13 protein-coding genes are annotated in these 17,511 nt (G+C 60.0%); 4 read left to right on the top strand and 9 right to left on the bottom strand.

Annotated features, from left to right (window positions below; translation table 11 throughout):
• Positions 1–39 precede the first annotated feature (39 nt).
• Positions 40–975 carry a carbohydrate ABC transporter permease gene (locus tag BM235_RS23285; protein ID WP_090116656.1) on the top strand — a complete coding sequence of 312 codons (936 nt, stop codon included), beginning with the start codon at positions 40–42 and terminating at the stop codon, positions 973–975.
• A gap of 14 nt (positions 976–989) precedes the next feature.
• The gene (locus BM235_RS23280) at positions 990–1,844 is read left to right on the top strand and encodes a carbohydrate ABC transporter permease (RefSeq protein ID WP_255374545.1); all 855 of its coding nucleotides are present in this window, start codon (positions 990–992) and stop codon (positions 1,842–1,844) included.
• Positions 1,845–1,930: 86 nt separating this feature from the next.
• On the opposite strand, the gene BM235_RS23275 is transcribed toward BM235_RS23280, so the two are convergent.
• Positions 1,931–2,383 carry a LysM peptidoglycan-binding domain-containing protein gene (locus BM235_RS23275; RefSeq protein WP_090116655.1) on the bottom strand — a complete coding sequence of 151 codons (453 nt, stop codon included), beginning with the start codon at positions 2,381–2,383 and terminating at the stop codon, positions 1,931–1,933.
• 220 nt (positions 2,384–2,603) lie between these two features.
• Here BM235_RS23275 and BM235_RS23270 point away from each other — a divergent pair, with 220 nt between their 5' ends.
• Positions 2,604–3,416 (top strand): endonuclease/exonuclease/phosphatase family protein, encoded by an 813-nt coding sequence (locus BM235_RS23270; protein WP_090116654.1) that lies wholly within the window; start codon positions 2,604–2,606, stop codon positions 3,414–3,416.
• 282 nt (positions 3,417–3,698) lie between these two features.
• Here BM235_RS23270 and BM235_RS23265 read toward each other — a convergent pair whose 3' ends face one another.
• From BM235_RS23265 to BM235_RS23235, 7 genes are all read right to left on the bottom strand, one after another.
• Entirely contained in the window at positions 3,699–6,839 is a 3,141-nt protein-coding gene (locus tag BM235_RS23265) for an OmpL47-type beta-barrel domain-containing protein (RefSeq protein WP_158544072.1), read from the bottom strand.
• 203 nt (positions 6,840–7,042) lie between these two features.
• Positions 7,043–8,875: a cache domain-containing sensor histidine kinase gene (locus tag BM235_RS23260; RefSeq protein ID WP_090116652.1), complete on the bottom strand. Its 1,833-nt coding sequence runs from the start codon at positions 8,873–8,875 to the stop codon at positions 7,043–7,045.
• Positions 8,872–10,452, bottom strand: coding sequence for a response regulator (locus tag BM235_RS23255; RefSeq protein WP_158544075.1), 1,581 nt, complete (start codon positions 10,450–10,452; stop codon positions 8,872–8,874). Before BM235_RS23255 ends, BM235_RS23260 begins: the two co-directional genes overlap by 4 nt.
• A gap of 139 nt (positions 10,453–10,591) precedes the next feature.
• Positions 10,592–12,181, bottom strand: coding sequence for a DUF3502 domain-containing protein (locus BM235_RS23250; RefSeq protein ID WP_090116650.1), 1,590 nt, complete (start codon positions 12,179–12,181; stop codon positions 10,592–10,594).
• 44 nt (positions 12,182–12,225) lie between these two features.
• Complete coding sequence (locus tag BM235_RS23245) at positions 12,226–13,116, bottom strand: carbohydrate ABC transporter permease (RefSeq protein WP_090116649.1); 891 nt, start codon at positions 13,114–13,116, stop codon at positions 12,226–12,228.
• A gap of 10 nt (positions 13,117–13,126) precedes the next feature.
• Entirely contained in the window at positions 13,127–14,053 is a 927-nt protein-coding gene (locus BM235_RS23240; RefSeq protein ID WP_090116648.1) for an ABC transporter permease, read from the bottom strand.
• Positions 14,054–14,245: 192 nt separating this feature from the next.
• Positions 14,246–15,514: a carbon-nitrogen hydrolase family protein gene (locus tag BM235_RS23235; protein WP_158544077.1), complete on the bottom strand. Its 1,269-nt coding sequence runs from the start codon at positions 15,512–15,514 to the stop codon at positions 14,246–14,248.
• 274 nt (positions 15,515–15,788) lie between these two features.
• On the opposite strand from BM235_RS23235, the gene BM235_RS23230 reads away from it, so the two are divergent.
• A complete protein-coding gene (locus BM235_RS23230; RefSeq protein ID WP_090116646.1) occupies positions 15,789–16,367 on the top strand; it encodes a CBO0543 family protein in 579 nt (192 codons plus the stop codon).
• Here the strand turns inward: BM235_RS23230 and BM235_RS23225 are convergent.
• The gene (locus BM235_RS23225) at positions 16,364–17,317 is read right to left on the bottom strand and encodes an acetylxylan esterase (RefSeq protein WP_090116645.1); all 954 of its coding nucleotides are present in this window, start codon (positions 17,315–17,317) and stop codon (positions 16,364–16,366) included. The genes BM235_RS23230 and BM235_RS23225 overlap by 4 nt on opposite strands.
• Positions 17,318–17,511 lie beyond the last annotated feature (194 nt).

Below are 17,511 nucleotides of genomic sequence, written 5' to 3'. Positions count from 1 at the left end.
GCCAGGGCCCCGATCGTGCGAGGAAGGAGGGAAGCCCCGATGATATCGAGCGCGATCCAGCGCAGCGCCAAGGCGGGACGCAGGCTGCTTGCGATCCGGTTCACCTATCGGACCCAGCGCATTCTTTTTATTTATTTGATGCTCGGCATACCGCTGCTTTATTTCCTGGGAACGAGGCTCGTTCCGATCGTTTATTCCTTCAACATCAGCGTCCGGGAGTGGGACGTCCTGTCCCCGGAGAAGCCGTACGTCGGCTTTGCGAACTTTGCCGCGCTGTTCGCGGACGAGACGTTCCGCCGTTCGCTGGCGAATACGTTCCTGTTCGTCGCGGTGGGCATTCCGGGACAGCTCGCGGCGGGGCTTGCCGTCGCGCTGCTGCTGCAGAGCGCGACGCGGCTGCGGGGATTTTTCCGTACCGTGTATTTTATCCCTTACGTGACCAGCATCGTCGCGATCAGCTGGGTGTTCCGCTGGATGCTCATGCCGAACGGATGGGTCAACGCGCAGCTGCTGAACCTCGGCATTCCGGCTCAGCTGTTCCTGCAGTCGCCGCGCCAAGCTCCGTTCGTCGTAGCCCTGGCGATGATCTGGCAAAGCGTCGGCTTCCAAATGCTCGTTTTCGTCACCGGGCTGGAGGGCATTCCCCGTACGTATTATGAAGCCGCGCAGATCGACGGCGCGAACGCGTGGCGGCGGTTCCGCCATATCACGATCCCGCTGTTGAATCCGGTCATCCTGTTCTCGGCCGTCATCGCGGGCATCTCCTATTTGCAGGCGTTCGGCCATATCGTCAGCATGACGCAGGACGGCGGTCCGCTCAATTCGACGCGTACGCTCGTCTATCATATATACAAGCTGGCGTTCAAGAGCTTCGACATGGGCAGCGCGTCGGCGGCGACGGTCGTGCTGTTCGTCATTCTGCTGGCGTTTACGCTGCTGCAGCTGAAGGTGCTGGACCGGAAGGTCGACTATTGAGGGGGGCAAATCCATTGCAGACGAGAGTCGATAGGGGGCGGACCCGGCCGATCGCGCGAGACGCGCTGGCGGTCATCCGGTATGCGCTGCTGTTCGCGGGCGTCGCCGTCACGATGTTCCCGTTTCTGTGGATGGCGGCGTCCTCGCTCAAGCAGCCGCAGCATTTGTTCGACATGGGGCTTATTCCGTCGCCGGCGACCTGGGGCAATTATGCCGATCTGTTCGACAAGGCGCCGTTCGGCCGCTGGATCGCGAATACGGCCGTCGTCGCCGTCGTCACGACGGTGTCGGTGCTGATCTTCGATACCGCGGTCGGGTACGTGCTGGCCAAGTTCCAGTTCGCCGGGCAAAAAATCATTTTTCTGTTCATTATCAGCACGCTGATGGTTCCGACGGAGATGCTGATCATTCCATGGTATTTGCTGGCGTCCGATCTGCATCTGACCGATACGTACGTCGGGCTACTGCTGCCGGGCCTGATCTCGGCGTTCGGCATTTTCCTCATGCGCCAGTTCATGTCTTCGCTGCCTTCGGAGCTGCTGGACGCCGCGCGCATCGACGGGTTGAACGAATGGCGCGTGTTCGCCTCGATCGCAGTGCCGCTCGTGAAGCCGGCGATGGTCACGCTCGCGATTCTCAGCTTCATCTCGAGCTGGAACCAATTTATCTGGCCGTTCATCGTGCTGCAGACGGAAGGCAATTATACGCTGCCTGTCGGCATGGTCTACTTCTCCAGCGAATTGAAGGACAACAGCGGCTGGATTCTGATCATGACTGGCGCGACCGTGTCCGTACTGCCGCTCATCGTGCTGTTCTTGATTTTCCAGAAGCGCATCATTCAGGGCATCGCGCTTAGCGGGATGAAGTGACCTGCGCCTGACGCAACGAGCTGCCAATCGCTTCTTCAATTAATAAGCCGCCAATCTCCAGGATTGGCGGCTTATGTCTGTTTTCGTTATTTATACTGGCCCTGCATCGCCGGCTGTGCCTGCTGCTCCGATGCCGGCATTTCCGTGTAAGATTTTTGACACATCATATTGGAAATGCGGGGGATGTAAACCATCTCTCCGGCTTGAAGCTGGCTAGGATTGGACAGTTGCGGGTTGGCTTCTTCCAAAATCGCATGAGGGATATTGTACTTGTGGCCTACCGAAGCTAACGTATCGCCATGCTGGGCTTGATGCTGCGCGAACAGCATGTCGTCCGATTGTCCGTCCCTGAAGAAGGGAAAGAAAAACGGAGAAAAGAAGAAAAACGGAAACAAGGCGCGGCCGGGGAAGAAAGGGTGGGGGAAGGGGCGAAAGAAAGGACGACGACCGAACCCGCCGCCAAAACCTCCACCAACGCCGCCGAAACCTCCGCCAACACCGCCACCAACACCGCCGCCGGGGAAAAATCCACGATTCATTAAAAACCCTCCGTTGAAAGTAGTCATTTGTCTATATAGAGTATCGCGTTGGGCGCAAAAGGTGACAGCGTTGGCTAGAAAATGATTCGGTCATGGCCGAATCCGGCCCGCAGCGGAGCTTACGGTCGCGAAAAGCGGATATAGACCGAACGGGACCCGAGAGGTAAACTGTTCTCAAGTTGCATGGCTTGTGCGCCAATTCGAACCCGAGGTGATACGTTTGGAATGGAAAGTGATGACGTTTAATCTGCGAACGAACGTCCCGTCGGACGGGGACAATGCCTGGCCGCGGCGCCCGAAAGCCGTCGCTAAGGCGATATTGCGCCACGATCCGGACGTCGTGTGCGTGCAGGAGGCGCTCTATGCGATGCTGCTGGACCTGGCGCCGTTGCTGCCGGACTATGCATGGGTAGGAGAAGGCCGGCGCGGCGGGCAAGCGGACGAGTTCTGCGCGGTCTGGTACAAGAACAGCAAGGCGAGCGTCGCGGAATACGGCAGTTTCGGACTGTCGGAGACGCCCGAACGGCTCGGAGAGCTGGGCTGGGGCGCGGACTATCCGCGGATGTGCACGTGGGTCAGGCTGAACGGCACTGCGGATGGAGGCGGGGACGGAGGCGGGTTGACGGTGTTCAACACGCATCTCGACCATGTCAGCGAGCCGGCGCAGGTGAACGGGATGCGGCTGATCATGGGTCGGATCGGAGAGCTGCGGGCGCGGACGGGGGCGTCCGTCGTACTGACGGGCGACTTCAATGTCGGTCCGGCGCATGCGGCCGTGCGCGGGCTGGAGCAGGCGGGTTACGTGAACGGTTATTCGGCACTGCCTGGAGGGGCCGCGAAGGCGGGCGCGACGTTCCATGACTTCAGGGGCGGTGAGGCCGGGGAGCCGATTGACTATATCTTCGCCTCGCCCGGCGTCGCCGTGCAACGAATCGAGGTGGACCGGGGCAAGTACGAGGGGCGGTATCCTTCGGACCACTATCCCGTGTGCGCGGTACTGACTACGAAGCCCGATCGCGCAAAAACGGGATGAAGCAGGTGGGTTCCTGCCTCATCCCGTTTGGCGTATTGGTCAATGCCGGTTCGCATGCCGCTAAAGATGGCTGGTGCACATTTTATGTGCACCATGGCGTAGATTGGGCAGAGCGCCGACGAACTTGCCGCGTTGGTGCACAAAATATGTGCACCATGGCGTAGATTGGGCAGAGCGCCGACGAACTTGCCGCGTTGGTGCACAAAATATGTGCACCAACGCGTAGGCCAGGCAGTGCAGCGGCGCTCTTGCCGCGTTCTATTTTAGCGGTACCCAGGCCGCTTAAATCTCCTTGTCTCCGGGAGCGTCCGCGTGATTCGAACGGTCATGCGGAACGGTGATGGGGACGGAGACGGCCGTCTGGTTGCCCGCTGCGTCGGTCGCGGTATAGGTGACGGTGTACGTACGTCCCTGCCCGCTGCCCGATCGCTCGGCGCGTAAGTCGAACGTGTGCGCTTCCGTGCCGATAGCGGCTTGAATGTCGTCATCGCCGCCGTCCTGCTCGCTGCTCGCGATGGACGTCAGCTCAGTGAATGCGATGCCCGAGCCGCTATCGTTCGCCTGCAGCGCGGCGTTCACGGTCACCATCTTGTGATTCGCCGGCCACAGCGTCGTCTTGTCGAGCTGCACGTCGAGCGTAGGCGGCGTCTTGTCGATCTTCACGATCGCGGTACGCTCGGACTCGACGTTGCCCGCTCGGTCCGCGCTCCAATAAACGATCGAATGCACGCCCTCTTCGGTCAGGGTGACCGCGGAGCCGGTCCGAACGTCGCCCCCGTTCACCTTGTAGTACGTCGCGCTGACGCCCGATCCGTCATCGCTCGCGTTCAGCGTGACCGTCGTGTCTTGATTGGTCCAGTCGACCGGCGCTTCGGCGATGGTCAGGGGCGACGTCGTTTCAGGCTTGATGCTGAAGTCGTCGATCCAGTACTCCATGCCCGCGGAGCCGAAGTTTTTGATGCGGAAGCCTGCGGAGCGCAGGTAGTTCAAGCCCGCGTAAGTTCCCCCGAGATCTCGAATGTCCCGGGCGTCGACCTCGATCGTATGCCACTCTCCGTCGTCGATGAGGGTGTAAGCGGCAGTCGGCTGATTCGCGGAAGCGGTCGCCGCGATCGGATACATCTGATTGTCCTGCTCGTCCCGGCCGAGCGGGTAAGCTTCGAGCGCGAGCAGCAGCGGCGTACCCGGGTTCACCTTGTACTTGGCGCTGACGATCGGGAATTGGTCGATGTTCCAGTCCGTCGGATAATAGGCGTACCGAAGCTGCTTGGTCTCGTCGTTACCGCTGTTGTACGGCACGTGGATGACGCCGTTCGTCCCTTCGAACTGGCGCGTGGCGCTCGGTACTTCGTTGCCGCGCTTGCTATAGCGGAACACTTGCGCATACAGGCGATCGTCCGCGTCGAACGAGTGGTACACCATCGGCTGGCTCAGATAATTCGCGGCATTGACGATCACGTACGTCACGCCGGAGACCGTCTTGCCGGTCGCATCGGTCGCCGTGGCGTACACCGTATATTGCCCCGGCTGCGAATAGGCGTGGCTCGGCGCCGCGCCCGTGCCCGTCGAGCCGTCCCCGAAGCGCCAGGCGTAGGAGACGGGCGTGAAGCTGCCGAATACGTCGGCATCGAACGGAACCGAGGTGCCGACGGTGGACTTGAACGTGGCGGTCGTGACTTGCAGGGACGCGGGCGCCGTCGAACCCGTCTCCGCGAGGCCCAGATCCGGCGCGCTGCCGGCATAGGCGATGTTGACCGAAGCGCCGTTCGACCAGGTGAGCGGCGTATCCAGCGTGAGCGTGCCGCCGGTCACGACGCCGGTGGCCGGATCGGCCGTGTACGCGATGTTCGCGATGCGGGCGCGATTGGAAGCGGAACCGACGGAGATGACATCGCCCGTCTCGCCTGCAATGCCCCAGCCGTCGTAGAAGTAGTTCGGGTTGACGACGTTCAGCGTCGTGCTCGCGGTACCGGCGGCCGAGGCCGTCGTCAGATTCGTGCCGGCGTCGACCATCGGACTGCCGAGCTGGAGGGTGAAGTCGTAATCGCCCGGGTCCTTGAACATCGGATTCACGTTCGTGTTGTCGTCGAACTGCGGCACCTGGGAGCCTGAGGCGTCCGACATCGCCTCGACCTCCGCCAGCGTCCACAGCTTATAATCGTTGTCGCTGAATACAAAGTTGTTGTTGGTGCCGAGGATGTAAGGCGTCACGCCCGTACCGTTCCAGAAGTTGTTGTCGATAAACGCGAACGTCTGGGTGCCGTCGGGATTGTTCTTCCGCTCGAAGTATCTCAAATTGCGGTTCGATGCGTTCTGATCGTTGTTATAGAAAATGTTGTTTTTGAAGAAGTTGTTTTTGATCTTGTACACGCCGTTGCCGCCGAACAGGTACGCGAATACTTCGTTCTCGGCGAATACGTTGTTGTAAAAAACGGAGTTCGCGAAGTACAGATCGGTCGATCCGTCATTATAAGGGGCGCTGCTCAACGTGCCCCCGCTGTAGTTGCGGATGAAGCGGTTGTTGCGGAAAATGAGCCGGTCGGCGTGGATGGAATCCCGCGACGATGCGTTGCCCGAGCCGTAGCGCTGCTCGGAGAACACATTGCCTTCGAACAGGATCCGGCTGTTCGGGAACACTTCGAAGTTGCGGCTCCACTGGCTGTTGAACACGTTGCTCCGCACGACGACGTCGTTCACGCTGTTATAGGCGCCGGCATAACCGAACACGACGACAGTATGCCTGGCTTTGCTGAAGTCGTTGCCCTGGATGAGCAGCTTGGAGCTATTGGCGAAGGAGATCAGATCGTCTCCGTCGTACGCCTCGGTCATCGTATTGTTCAGCAGCTTCAACTGCTCGGTATAGTTGACGGAGAAGGGCGCGCGCGGCCCCCAGCCGCCCGTGGCATAGCTGAACACGTTGTCCGAGATCGTGATGTTGGTGTTCTTCGTCCCGGTCGCGGTGCCGTTGCTGCTGTCGAGGAGCAGCCATTTCCCGTAATTCAGATTGCCCTTCACCTTGAAGCCGCTGATCGTCAGGTACGATTTTCCTTTGATCTTAATGACCATGTGATTGTCCATCGGATTCGTCGTCACCGTGTAGGTCAGCGTCGCTTGACCCGGATTCAGCGCCTTGTAGGTGATCGGATTGCCCGCCGTGCCGCTGTTCAGCGGGACGAGCTGTTCGGTATAGACGCCGTTCATGAACAGTACGGTGTCGCCTGCCGTCACCGTGGCGGCCGCCTTGGTCAACGTCCATGGCGAGCCGGTCGTGAGGCCGGTGTTGGTCGCGCTGCCGGTCGGACTGACGTAGTAGGTCGTACCCGTGGCCTGGGCGATGCCTGCGGGGAGTGCCGGCCAGAGTCCCAACAACGAGGCGATCATGCTGAATGCGGTCAAGAACGCGAGGATGCTTTTCTTTTTCACTGCAACTTCATCTCCTTTTTTAAATGGGATAGCTGCTCGTGCTTGGCGGGGCATCATACAGCGGGAATCGGTTGGCGGGCATCACTCCCTTCAAGCTGGAACTGGCCGAGCTCTTTTTATGAAAACGTTTACATACATGGGCGCGACTGCAGGAAGGGGCATGCGGCCATGACGGCCTATGCCCGTTCCATCGCGTTCATGATTTACGAGGCGTTTCCGAACCCTTTCGCCGGGGGAATCCGTATCTCCGCGGTGGTGCCTTCGCCCGGCCGGCTCTCGTAGCGCAGGCCGTACGGCGAGCCGAAGGACAATTTCAACCGCTCATGAATATTGTAGACGCCGAAGCCATGGTACTCGTCCCGCGAGGGCCGCTCAAGCATGCCGGACAATGCCGCCTCGCTCATGCCGACGCCGTCGTCCCGCACCAGGAGCACGATGTCGCCGTCTTCGAGCTTCCCGCTCACGGTCACCGTCCCGCGCTTGTCCGGCTTCATCTGAATGCCGTGCATGATGCTGTTTTCGACCAGCGGCTGCAGGGTGATCTTCGGGATCTCGCAGGCCAGGATGCCGGGATCGACGTCCACGACCAATCGGATGCTGTCCTCGAACCGGTGATTCTGAATATCGACGTACGTTCGCAGATGCTGCAGCTCGTCTTCGATCGAGACGATGTCGCGGCCCTTCCTGAGACTCAGCTTGTAGAAGCTCGAGAGGGAGCCGATGAGCGATTCGATATCCGGGCAATCGTGCTTGATGGCCATCCAATTGATCAGATCGAGCGTGTTGTACAAAAAGTGGGGATTGATCTGCGACTGCAGCGCCTTGAGCTCCGCTTGGACCAGCTTCAGTTCCGTATTTTTCATCGCTTGCCCGGTCTTGAACTGGTCCTCGATCAGCACTTCGATTTTTTTGATCATGAAATTATAGGAATCCGCCAGCTCGCCGATCTCGTCCCTGCCGAAATTCTGGTGGATGACGGACAGATGGCCGCTTTGCACCTGCCGCATCTTGAAGATGAGGCGGTAGATCCGCCGCGTGCTGGAGATCGAGCTGATATAGGCAAGCCCGTAGGCCGCGACGGTCATGGCGATCATGACGAGAATGAGCACGTTCCGCTGATGCGCGCTGGCGGCCAGGATGTCCTCGAGCGGGATGACGCTCACCATCCGCCAGTCGGAGCCTGCGATCGTCCGGTATCCGACGATTGCCTCCTTGCCGTTCACCTTCGCGCGCTGCCATGGCTCCGCCGGATCGTCCGCGATGCGCCAGCGCGCCGTCTGCGCCGCGTCCGCGGACGACTGAACGATCTCGCCGTCGGCGTCCGCGAGATAGACGACGCCGGAATTCGTGATACGGGCGGCCTGTTCTAGCATCGACCGAACGTCGCTTTGCAGGATGTCCACGCTGAGCACGCCCATGTTTCTCGCGTAGTCGTTCGGATTTTTGACCAGGCGCAGGGTGGACAAGACCGGGTGCTGCGAGATCGCGCCCGTCGTCTCGGTATATTGCGTCTTCGTCGGCGTCAGCAGCAATTTGCCGTTGCTGCTCAGCAGCCGCCCGTACCAGGACGCGTCGCGGACGCCGCTCAGGCCGTAAATCGACTGGCCGTCGCCTGCGAATACGAGCTCGTCCGGCACGAACAGGCGAATGAGGAAAATATCCTGGTTGCGCAGCAGGTATCGGAACATCCGCAGCAGATACGCGCCGTCTTTGACCTGCGCCGGAATGGCGTAGGAGGCGGCGTCCATCCGGCCGAAGATCCGGCTCGCTTCTTCGTCGAGAATGATATAGTCGGAGATCAGCGACGCGCTGCGGATCCTGGACTCGAGGGAGGAAGCCGCCTGCTCGAACGACTGGCTGGCCGAATAAACCGTGTTTTTCTGAATCGTCTGGGCGGCCTGCCTATAGGAGAGCAGCGTGAAGGCGCCCAACGGCAAGATCATCAGAAAAAAGAAAATCAAGATGAGCTTGTGCTGGATCTTGAGATCCTGCACGTACGACCACAGCTTGCGCACCGGCGCGCCGAGCATCGTCATTGCCTTTCCTTGAATTCGGAGGGATTCAGTCCCGTCATCTTCTTGAACAGCTTGGTGAAGTGGTTGGCGCTCTGATAGCCGACCCGGCTCGAGACGTCGGACAGCTTCACCCGGCCGTCCTTCAGGTATTCCTTGGCCTTCTCGATCCGAACCTCCGTGATATGCCGATTGATCGTTTTGCCCGTTTTTTCTTTGAAAATCCGGCACAGATAGGTCGGCGTAAGGTACAGATGCTCGGCCATCCGGTTAATCGACAGACCGTCCTCGTGATAATGCTCCCGGATATACTGCATGATGGCGTACACGTGCTGTCCGTTGTTGTTTTTCGCTTGAACGCGGCTCAACGCGGCCTCGATCCTGCGCAGCAGCTCGGATCGGATGGCGGCCAGGTCGGGCAGCCGGAAAAAGGCATCTCGCGCGTAAGCAAGTTCATTCGGCTCGGCTAAGGGGACGCTGTGCTTCGCGGCAAAGGCGTCCAGTTCCAGGAGCATGCCGTAGAAGAACGTCCTGACCCGGCCGACAGGCAGATCGGGACGCAGCCGGATCTCGTCGTGAAGGCGGACGAGATGGCGCAGCGCTTGATCCGTATCGAACGCATGCAGGCTGGATATAAAGGGCAGGAGGCGCGAGTCGTCCAGCGGATAGGGCGGCGTGTCCGCGGCCGGCTCCTCGTAGATCGCGACCTGGTTCGGGCCGGTGAAAAACCGCCGCTGAAGCGCCGATTCGGCATGTTCGTAGGAGGCTCGAACCTCCGAAATGCGGTCCGTCGATCCGCCGACGCCCATGAACAAGTCGACTTCCGCGCCGATCGCTGCTTCGATCATGGCCTTTAGCCTGCCCAGCGCCGCGGGCGGGAGGCTGCGGCTCGTGATGCCGATGCCGCAGAAGTGAATGACGACGTGCCGGTTGTCGATGAACCCGACGATGTGACGGTAGAGCGGACTGCCGAACGCCTCATCGATCGCGCGGCGGATCGGCTCTCTGTAATTGCGGTCGATACCATGGCGGTCGATGTCCGCCGCCCCGTCCGTCTGGATGTCGATTCGAAGGATGCTCGCGACGTAGCGGCCACCGGGCTGCGGCTCCCCGAACGCATACTTGATCTGCTGCGCGAGGCCGGCCGGATCGGTATGCTCCCGGATCAAATCCAGCGCAAGCTTCTCCCGGATGATCGCGTCGCTCTCCGCCGCCGTGATCCGCTCGAGGGCGAGGGCGTCCACGGTCTCGCGAACGGCGCGTATCAACTCCGGGCGATTGATCGGCTTCTCCAGATAGTGGACGGCGCGCAGCCGGATCGCCGACTTCAGGTACTCCTTGTCCGCGTAGCCGCTCAAGAAGATGATCTTGCAGTCCGGCAGTACGAGCCGGAGCCGGGTGGCGAACTCGATGCCGTTCATGCCGGGCATCCGAATATCGGACAGCAAGATGTCGGGCCGCATCCGCGCGGCCGCCGCGAGCGCCTCCGGTCCCGATCCCGCGCTCTCCACCTCGTCGATGCCGAGGCTGTTCCACGGAATGTATTGGACCAGGCCCTCTCTCGTCGATTTTTCGTCGTCTACGATAATCAGCTTCGCCATATTCTCGATTCTCCCGGGGCCAGACTGTGAACCGTTCCTGCGATGATGCGCCTTTTGGAAAATCATAGCATAGGTGCCTAAAAGGGCTCCAGCAGCAAATTGACCGCTAAAGCCCTCCGGGCAGACGGGAAATCCAAATTTATTTGGCCTTCATATACGCGTCGATTTGCGCCTGCGCGGCCTCTTTGTAGCGTTCGATACCGGCCTTCTTCATTTGATCCTTGTACTCCTGGATGCCGGCGTCCACGTCGTTCGTGAAGCCCATGTACAGCGGTCCGGCATATTGGGTGAACAGGTTGCTCAAGTTGGTGGTGACGTCGCTGATCTCCTTGGCGTCGATCGAGAAATCGACCAGCGGGTTCGGCTCATACCGCGATTTAGCATCCGCGAGCAGCTCGGCATAGTTCGGGAAGGAGCCGTCGAATACCTTCGTGTACGTCTCGTTCGTCCAGCCCCACGTGCCGGCCGCGTTCGGCGGGTACTTGCTGTCCGCGGGGAAGACGATGTCGCCTTTATCGTTAATCGTGTAGTGCGTGCCTTTGAAACCATACTGCGTCAGCATGTTGTAATCTTCGTTATACCGCAGCAGATCAAGCAGCATGAGCGCGCGCTCGGCGTTCTCGGACTTCGCGCCGATCGCCATGCCGCCGGCCATGTAGGAGTAACGGTCGATCGAGCCTTGGAAGGCGGGATAGATCCGCAGATCCCACTCCGGGTGCGATTTGTTCAATTCGTTATAGATATTGTTCGCGCCAGGTATGCTGGTGATCAGCGCCGCGTTTTTGCCGTTTTTAAAGGAGTCGTTCAGGGTGACCGTGTTCGACAGCGCGTTTTTGGACCAGTAGCCGGCGTCCTTCCATTGCTTCATCTTCTTGATGAATGCCGTCGTCTCGGGCAGATCGAACGTGTACACCAGCTGGAGAGAAGGATCGTCCTTCTTGAGGGCGATCGGGCTCGTGCAGTTCGGCGTGCCCGGCGCCATCAGGTTGTTGTTGCCGAAGTACAGGGCGCAGAGCGTCCAGGCGTCGTTCTTGCCCATGTTGTAAGGGATCATGCTTTTCTCGTTCTTGGCGACCGCGTCCAGATAGACGCCGAAGTCGTCGATCGTCTTGATGTCCGGCACGTTGTACTTTTTCATCAGGTCGCCGCGGACGACGTAGGTGCTGTAGTTGAAGCTTGCCGACAAGGTCGGGATCGCGAACATCTTGCCGCCGACGTAGCCGCCGGCCAGCTTATCCTTGTCCTCCTTCGCGGTCATCGGGGCGTACGCGCTCAGCATCTCCGGCGTGATCTCCTTGAAGGCGCCTCTTCTGGCGTTGTCCGCATAGTTCATGTAGTTGGCGGCGAAGATCAGATCGAATTTCTCGCCGGAGGACAGCATCAGGTTGTAAGCGTCGTTGGACAGGAACGTGATCTTGACCGTGGCGTTGATGTCGCGCTCGGTCATCTTGTTCAGTTCCTCGTGGATCAGCTTGGCGTCGGGCGCGCCGTCCGACGGCAGGTACATGCTGAGCTCGACCTTCTTGGAGATGTCCGGTCCGGATGGCGCCGCGGCCGACGGCGAAGCGCTTTGCGTCCCCGAAGCCTCGGCGGACGGGCTCGCCGAAGCAGAAGCGCTGGGGCTCGCGTTCGAGCCGCTCCCCGCGTCGTTCGAGCAGCCGGTGAAGATCATCATGGCGGCGAGCAGCGAGGATAAGATGAAGCCTGATTTGAATCGTTTTCTTTGCATGTCGTGTCCCCCTCGAATATATGGTGAACTGGAAAGTTCCAGCTTTACCCTTTAACCGCGCCTACGGTCATGCCCTTGACGAAGTATTTCTGAACGAACGGATACACCAGAATGATCGGCCCCGTGACGACGACGGTCATGGCGAGCTTGAACGTCTCCGTCGGCAGCTGGGCGACCGGCATTCCGGTCTTCTGCGCGACGATCTGGGCAGCTTGCATCGAATTGAACACCTTGTAGAGATGGTATTGGAGCGGCATCAGGTTCGGCTTGGTGATGAACAGCATCGCCTGATACCAGTCATTCCAATAGGTTAAGGCGATGAACAGGCCGATCGTGGACAGCGCGGGCAGCGAGATGGGCAGATAGAGCCTCAGGAAGATGGTGAAGTCGCCGGCGCCGTCGATCTTGGCGGATTCGCCGAGACTCTCGGGTATGGTCGTAAAAAACGTCCGCATGATGATGATATGGAACACGGCGAACAGGTGGGGGAGCAGCAGCGCCAGGAAACTGTTTTTCATCCCCAGATTGATCATCACGAGATACCATGGCACGAGTCCCCCGCTGAACAGCGTCGTGAAGAAAAAGAAGAAGGAAAACTTGTTGCGGTATTTGAAATCCTTGCGGTGCAGCACGTAGGACGTCATCGCGGTGAGGAACAGGCCAAGCGCGGTGCCCGATACGACGAGCAGGACCGTCACTGTATAGGCGCCCGTGATGACCTCCGGCGTACGGAAGATCAGCTTGTAGGCTTCAAGCGAGTACATCTTCGGGATCAGCCGGTACCCGTACTCGAAGAGCGACGAATCCTTCGTGACCGATCCCGACACGGTGAGCAGGAACGGGACCAGGCACAGGATGGAGATGAGCCCCACGAAGATATAGCCGATGATGTTGAAGGCGAGCGTATCGGCCTTTCTGATTCGGTTTTCCGCCATGAGACCACTCCTAGAATAGCGCATAATCGGGATTGACCTTCTTGATGATGTAGTTCAGCGAGATGATGATGACGAAGCCCACCGCCGATTGGTACAAGCCAGCCGCGGCCGGCAGCCCCAGATCGAGCCCCTGTTGGTACAGCGCGCGGAACACGAACGTGTCGATGACGTCGGTCTTGTTGAACAGGAGCCCGTTGTTCCCGACGAGCTGGTAGAACATGTCCAGATTGCCTCGCAGGATGCCGCCGACCTGGAGCAGGACCATGATGACGATCGTGATCTTAAGCAGCGGAAGCGTGATATAGCGGATGCGCTGGAAAATATTCGCCCCGTCCAGCTCTGCCGACTCGTACAGCTCGGGGTTGATGCCCATGATCGCGGCCAGGTAGACGATGCTGCCGTAGCCGATGAGCTTCCACAGGTAAAAGCCGACGATGATGAAAAACCAGGCGGAGGGATTGCCGTAGACGTCGACCGGATCCATCCCGAGCGACTTGAGCAGCGTATTGAGGCTGCCGAACTCGTAGTTGAAAATGCCGTACACGAACGAGCCGACGACGACCCATGAGATGAAGTACGGCAGGAGCATCGAGGACTGCATGACTTTTTTGAGCCATTTGCCCTTGAGCTCGGAGAAGATGATCGCGACGCCGACCTGGAACGCCATGCCGACCAGGATGAAGGCCAGGTTGTAAAGGATCGTGTTACTGGTCAGAAGCCACGCCTGGCCGGACCGGAAGAAGAAGGAGAAGTTTCTTAGACCGACCCAGGGGCTGTGGAAGATGCCCTTGTCGAACTCGAAGTACTTGAAGGCGACGATGACGCCGCCCATCGGCACGTAGTTGAACAAGATAAAGTAGACGACCGCGGGGGACAACATGAGAAACAGCATTTTGTTTTTTTTGAGCTCCGCGATGAAGCCTTGCGATTTGTGCATGCGCTTACCCCGTTTGCTGTTGAAATGTTCAGGCTTTAGGTTTGCGTTTGGCTTTAGGCTAACTATATCAGCGCTTTCATTTTGCCGTAAGCGCGCAATCCTGCACTGATGAGCGATATTTTCTACTGTTGGGCCGCTTCGGGCTACAGGCTGCGGACTTCGGACTTCGGGGTTCGGACGTCGGGCTTCGGGCTAGATCGTTAAGTCGCCGTACGTGCCCGGGCGCCGCTCCCGGCGGAACAGCGAGCGGGCTTCGCCGTCGGCGTCGCCGACCGATAGCCAGTTCTTGTAGTAAGGCTTGCCCAGGTCGATCTCTGCGATCGCGACGCCGTGTGCCTCCTCGGATAGCTCCGCGATCACGTGGCCCCGGGGGTCGACGATCCGGCTGGGCATCTCCTCCCACATGCCGGCGACCACGACATGAACGCCGTTGTCGACCGCTCTCGCGAGCGACTGGATGCGCGCGTTGCCCTGCGTCGGCACGAAGAGCACCTCCGCGCCCTTGAGCGAGAGCAGTCGCGCGGGCTCGGGAAAGTAGCTGTCCCAGCAGATCAGGATGCCGATCCGGCCGAAGTCGGCGTCGAACACCGGGTATTCGCTGCCCGGCGTCACGCCCATCTCGGCTTCGAAGAGCGGCAGATGCGTTTTGCGGTATTTTCCCGCGATGCTGCCGTCCCGGTCGATCAGGACGGCGGCGTTGTAGAGCATGTCTCCGTCGGTCTCAAAGAGGCTCGCGATGACGTAATACCTGTGCTTCCGCGCATGGCTTGCCAGGAAATTCGTGAAGGCCCCGGGAATCGGCTCGCCGAATCGGCCGTAGCCCCGCCCGCCGACGCCTTGTTCGTAGACGCCCTCGCTCAGACATACGATATCCGCCTGCTGCGCGCCGGCTTGGTCCAGCACGTCGCTCATATCCTTCAAATTGTCCGCGCGGCTGCCGGCGAACTTGTTGATCAGCGTCGTGGCGACGCGAACCGTTCTGATAGGCGGCTGCGCGGTCTCTGCGGCCTCCGCGACCGATGGCCTTCGCCAGGCGACTTCGCCGCCGGCCGACCATCTGAACGCGAGCTCCAATTCGACGGACGCGGCGCCTGCGGGCGCCGTCATCGTTCTTCGGAGGCCGATCCAGCCGCCCTCGAGCGGCTCGCGGGTTTGATCCACGTAGTCGCGAGTAAGCAGCTTACCCTCCGCGTCGGACCAGGTGAGCAGCGCGTACACGTCCGCGCGAGTCGCATCTATGCCGATCGGGAGATAATCGGCGCCGACGTCGTAGGTCTTTCCCCCTGCGATGTCCGCCGCCTTGCATGTCCATTTTCCGTAGGCGTTCGGCGAGCCCGTCGCCCGAATGATCAAGACGGGCTCGCCGTCCCGCCCGGCTTTGCCGAATTCCGGCGCCAGCGCTTCGTGCGGCGTCCAGGTCCGCCAATCCTCCGCATCCGTCGGCGGCATTCGATTCGTCATCGTGATTCCCCTCTTTCCGTCGTTTCCGTTCGCGTTAATCGGCATTATAGCACCGGCTAAGCGGCAAGGACGACGGCGGAAAGCTATCGTTTTCGGCGGTATCCTGCACGGTTAAACACGCGACTACCCCGCCGCTCGCATAGTTATGCCTTTGCAGGCAACAATAACCAGAGCGAGCCTGGGCGCTGGCGTTTGTAGCCGCGGCTGCGATTGTCGTCGGCGGCGAGTATGCGCGGTCCCGCAGTCGGCGAATCGGATCGGAGGTCGAACAAGCATGTCGGAGGAGTCCCTGCTCGGCGAAATGGAGGATGTCCATCGGAAGCTGACTGAGCTCAGACAAGAATATTGGCTGAACTACGATCTTTTTTCACCTCAATGGTGGTTGATGCTGGCGGCTCTCATCCTGCCATGGATCGTCTGGTGGAAGCTCGTCGATAAAGCGAGACTGAAGGATATTTTGTTATTCGGCGTCTCGATCGGGTACCTCGTTTTCTTGTTGGATCATATCGGCTACGAGCTGAATTTATGGATATATCCGCATAAGCTATTTCGATTCATTCCCGAGCTGTCGGCGGTCGACTTCGCGATGTTGCCCGTCCTGCATATGCTGGTCTACCAATACTTCACCAAATGGCGTTCGTTTTTGATCGCGGAAACGATCATGGGAGCGGTGTTTGCGTTCGTTCTGGAGCCCCTTAGCGTATGGATCGATCTGTACGAGATGCTCAATTGGCGCCACGTCTACTCGTTCCCGATCTATGTCGTCAAATCCGCGCTGGTCAAATTCGCGCTGGAGGGACTGCTCCGCAGGGAGGCCCGATCGTCTGCAAACTCCCGAAGAACGGCGAGCTAACGCATCAACCGCGAGTAAAAGGCGTGAGCGGCCGCGTAATACCCATGCGGCATCGCATGTCCCATAAACGGATGGACCTCGATCGATTTGTTCGCGGAGGCGATCCGGTTGTAGGCGGCAAAGATCGTCTCGGGCAGGCAGGTCGTGTCTTTCAGCCCGACCGTGACGTGTACGGGCAGCGTGATGCGATGCGCCAGATTCAAGATGTCGAAGTAGCCGAGCGTTCGGAGCACGTCATCCAGGCGGTCCGGGAATCGTGCCGCGAAGTCCGCCGCCTCCGAGATCGAGCCGATCGACTGCATCATGCCGAGATCCATATGGCATAGGTTCGGTACGTGCGCGATCGCCGCCCGCAGCCCGGGAGCGAAGGCGGCCGCGAGCAGCGCCAGTCCGCCGCCCTGGCTGCCGCCGAAGGCGAATACCAGCGCGGGGTCGATGTCGGGGAGGGCCATCGCGCACCGAACGGCTCGCAAGGCGTCGATCGCGATCGCCCGGAAGTAAGAGCGCTCCGGATCGAGGATGCCCTGCGTAATCCATCCTTTGGCCATGCCGTGCGACTGGGGCAGCCCGTTGCCCGTATCGCCGCCTTGGCCGCGCACGTCGTGGGCGAGCACGGCATAGCCCATGAGCAGCCAAGCCGCATGTTCCTCGGGCAAGCCCTTGGAGAGGGAGTAACCGTGAAAGACGACGACGCAGGGCGCAGGCCGTCGCAGCGGTTCCGGCGGCAGCAGGAGCCAGGCGTGGACAGGCGTGTCGGCCGCTCCGGAATAGATTACTTTGAACACTTTGGCTCGCTGAAAAGGGGAGTCGGCGGGCTCGATGTCGGTATAGGGGGCCGATGCTTCGGCCTCCCGGCATGCGCGCGCCCAGAAGGGATCAAGATCGTTCGGCGCCGTCAGCGTAGGCGCGTATTGCCGCAGCGCTTCGATTCGCGCTTGGATGGCGTTCATGGCAGGCATCGCTCCTTTTGCGGCGGGGCATGGCATTCATCCCTCAAGCCTAAGGGATACGCCGGCGGCCGAACAGTCGCAATGCTGCACATGTTGCGCGGGATCTTAGCCTGTTGGGGAGAGGGGCGTCCACTTAAACGCCGGAGCCGCGCGGTCGCGCCGAAGTACTGCTCTACGACAGTACTTGAACGCCG

The sequence above is a fragment of the Cohnella sp. OV330 genome (assembly GCF_900112065.1).
In the GTDB taxonomy this organism is placed as follows: domain Bacteria; phylum Bacillota; class Bacilli; order Paenibacillales; family Paenibacillaceae; genus Cohnella.
Note: the sequence above shows the minus strand (reverse complement) of the source record. Positions and strands in the feature narration are given on the sequence as shown.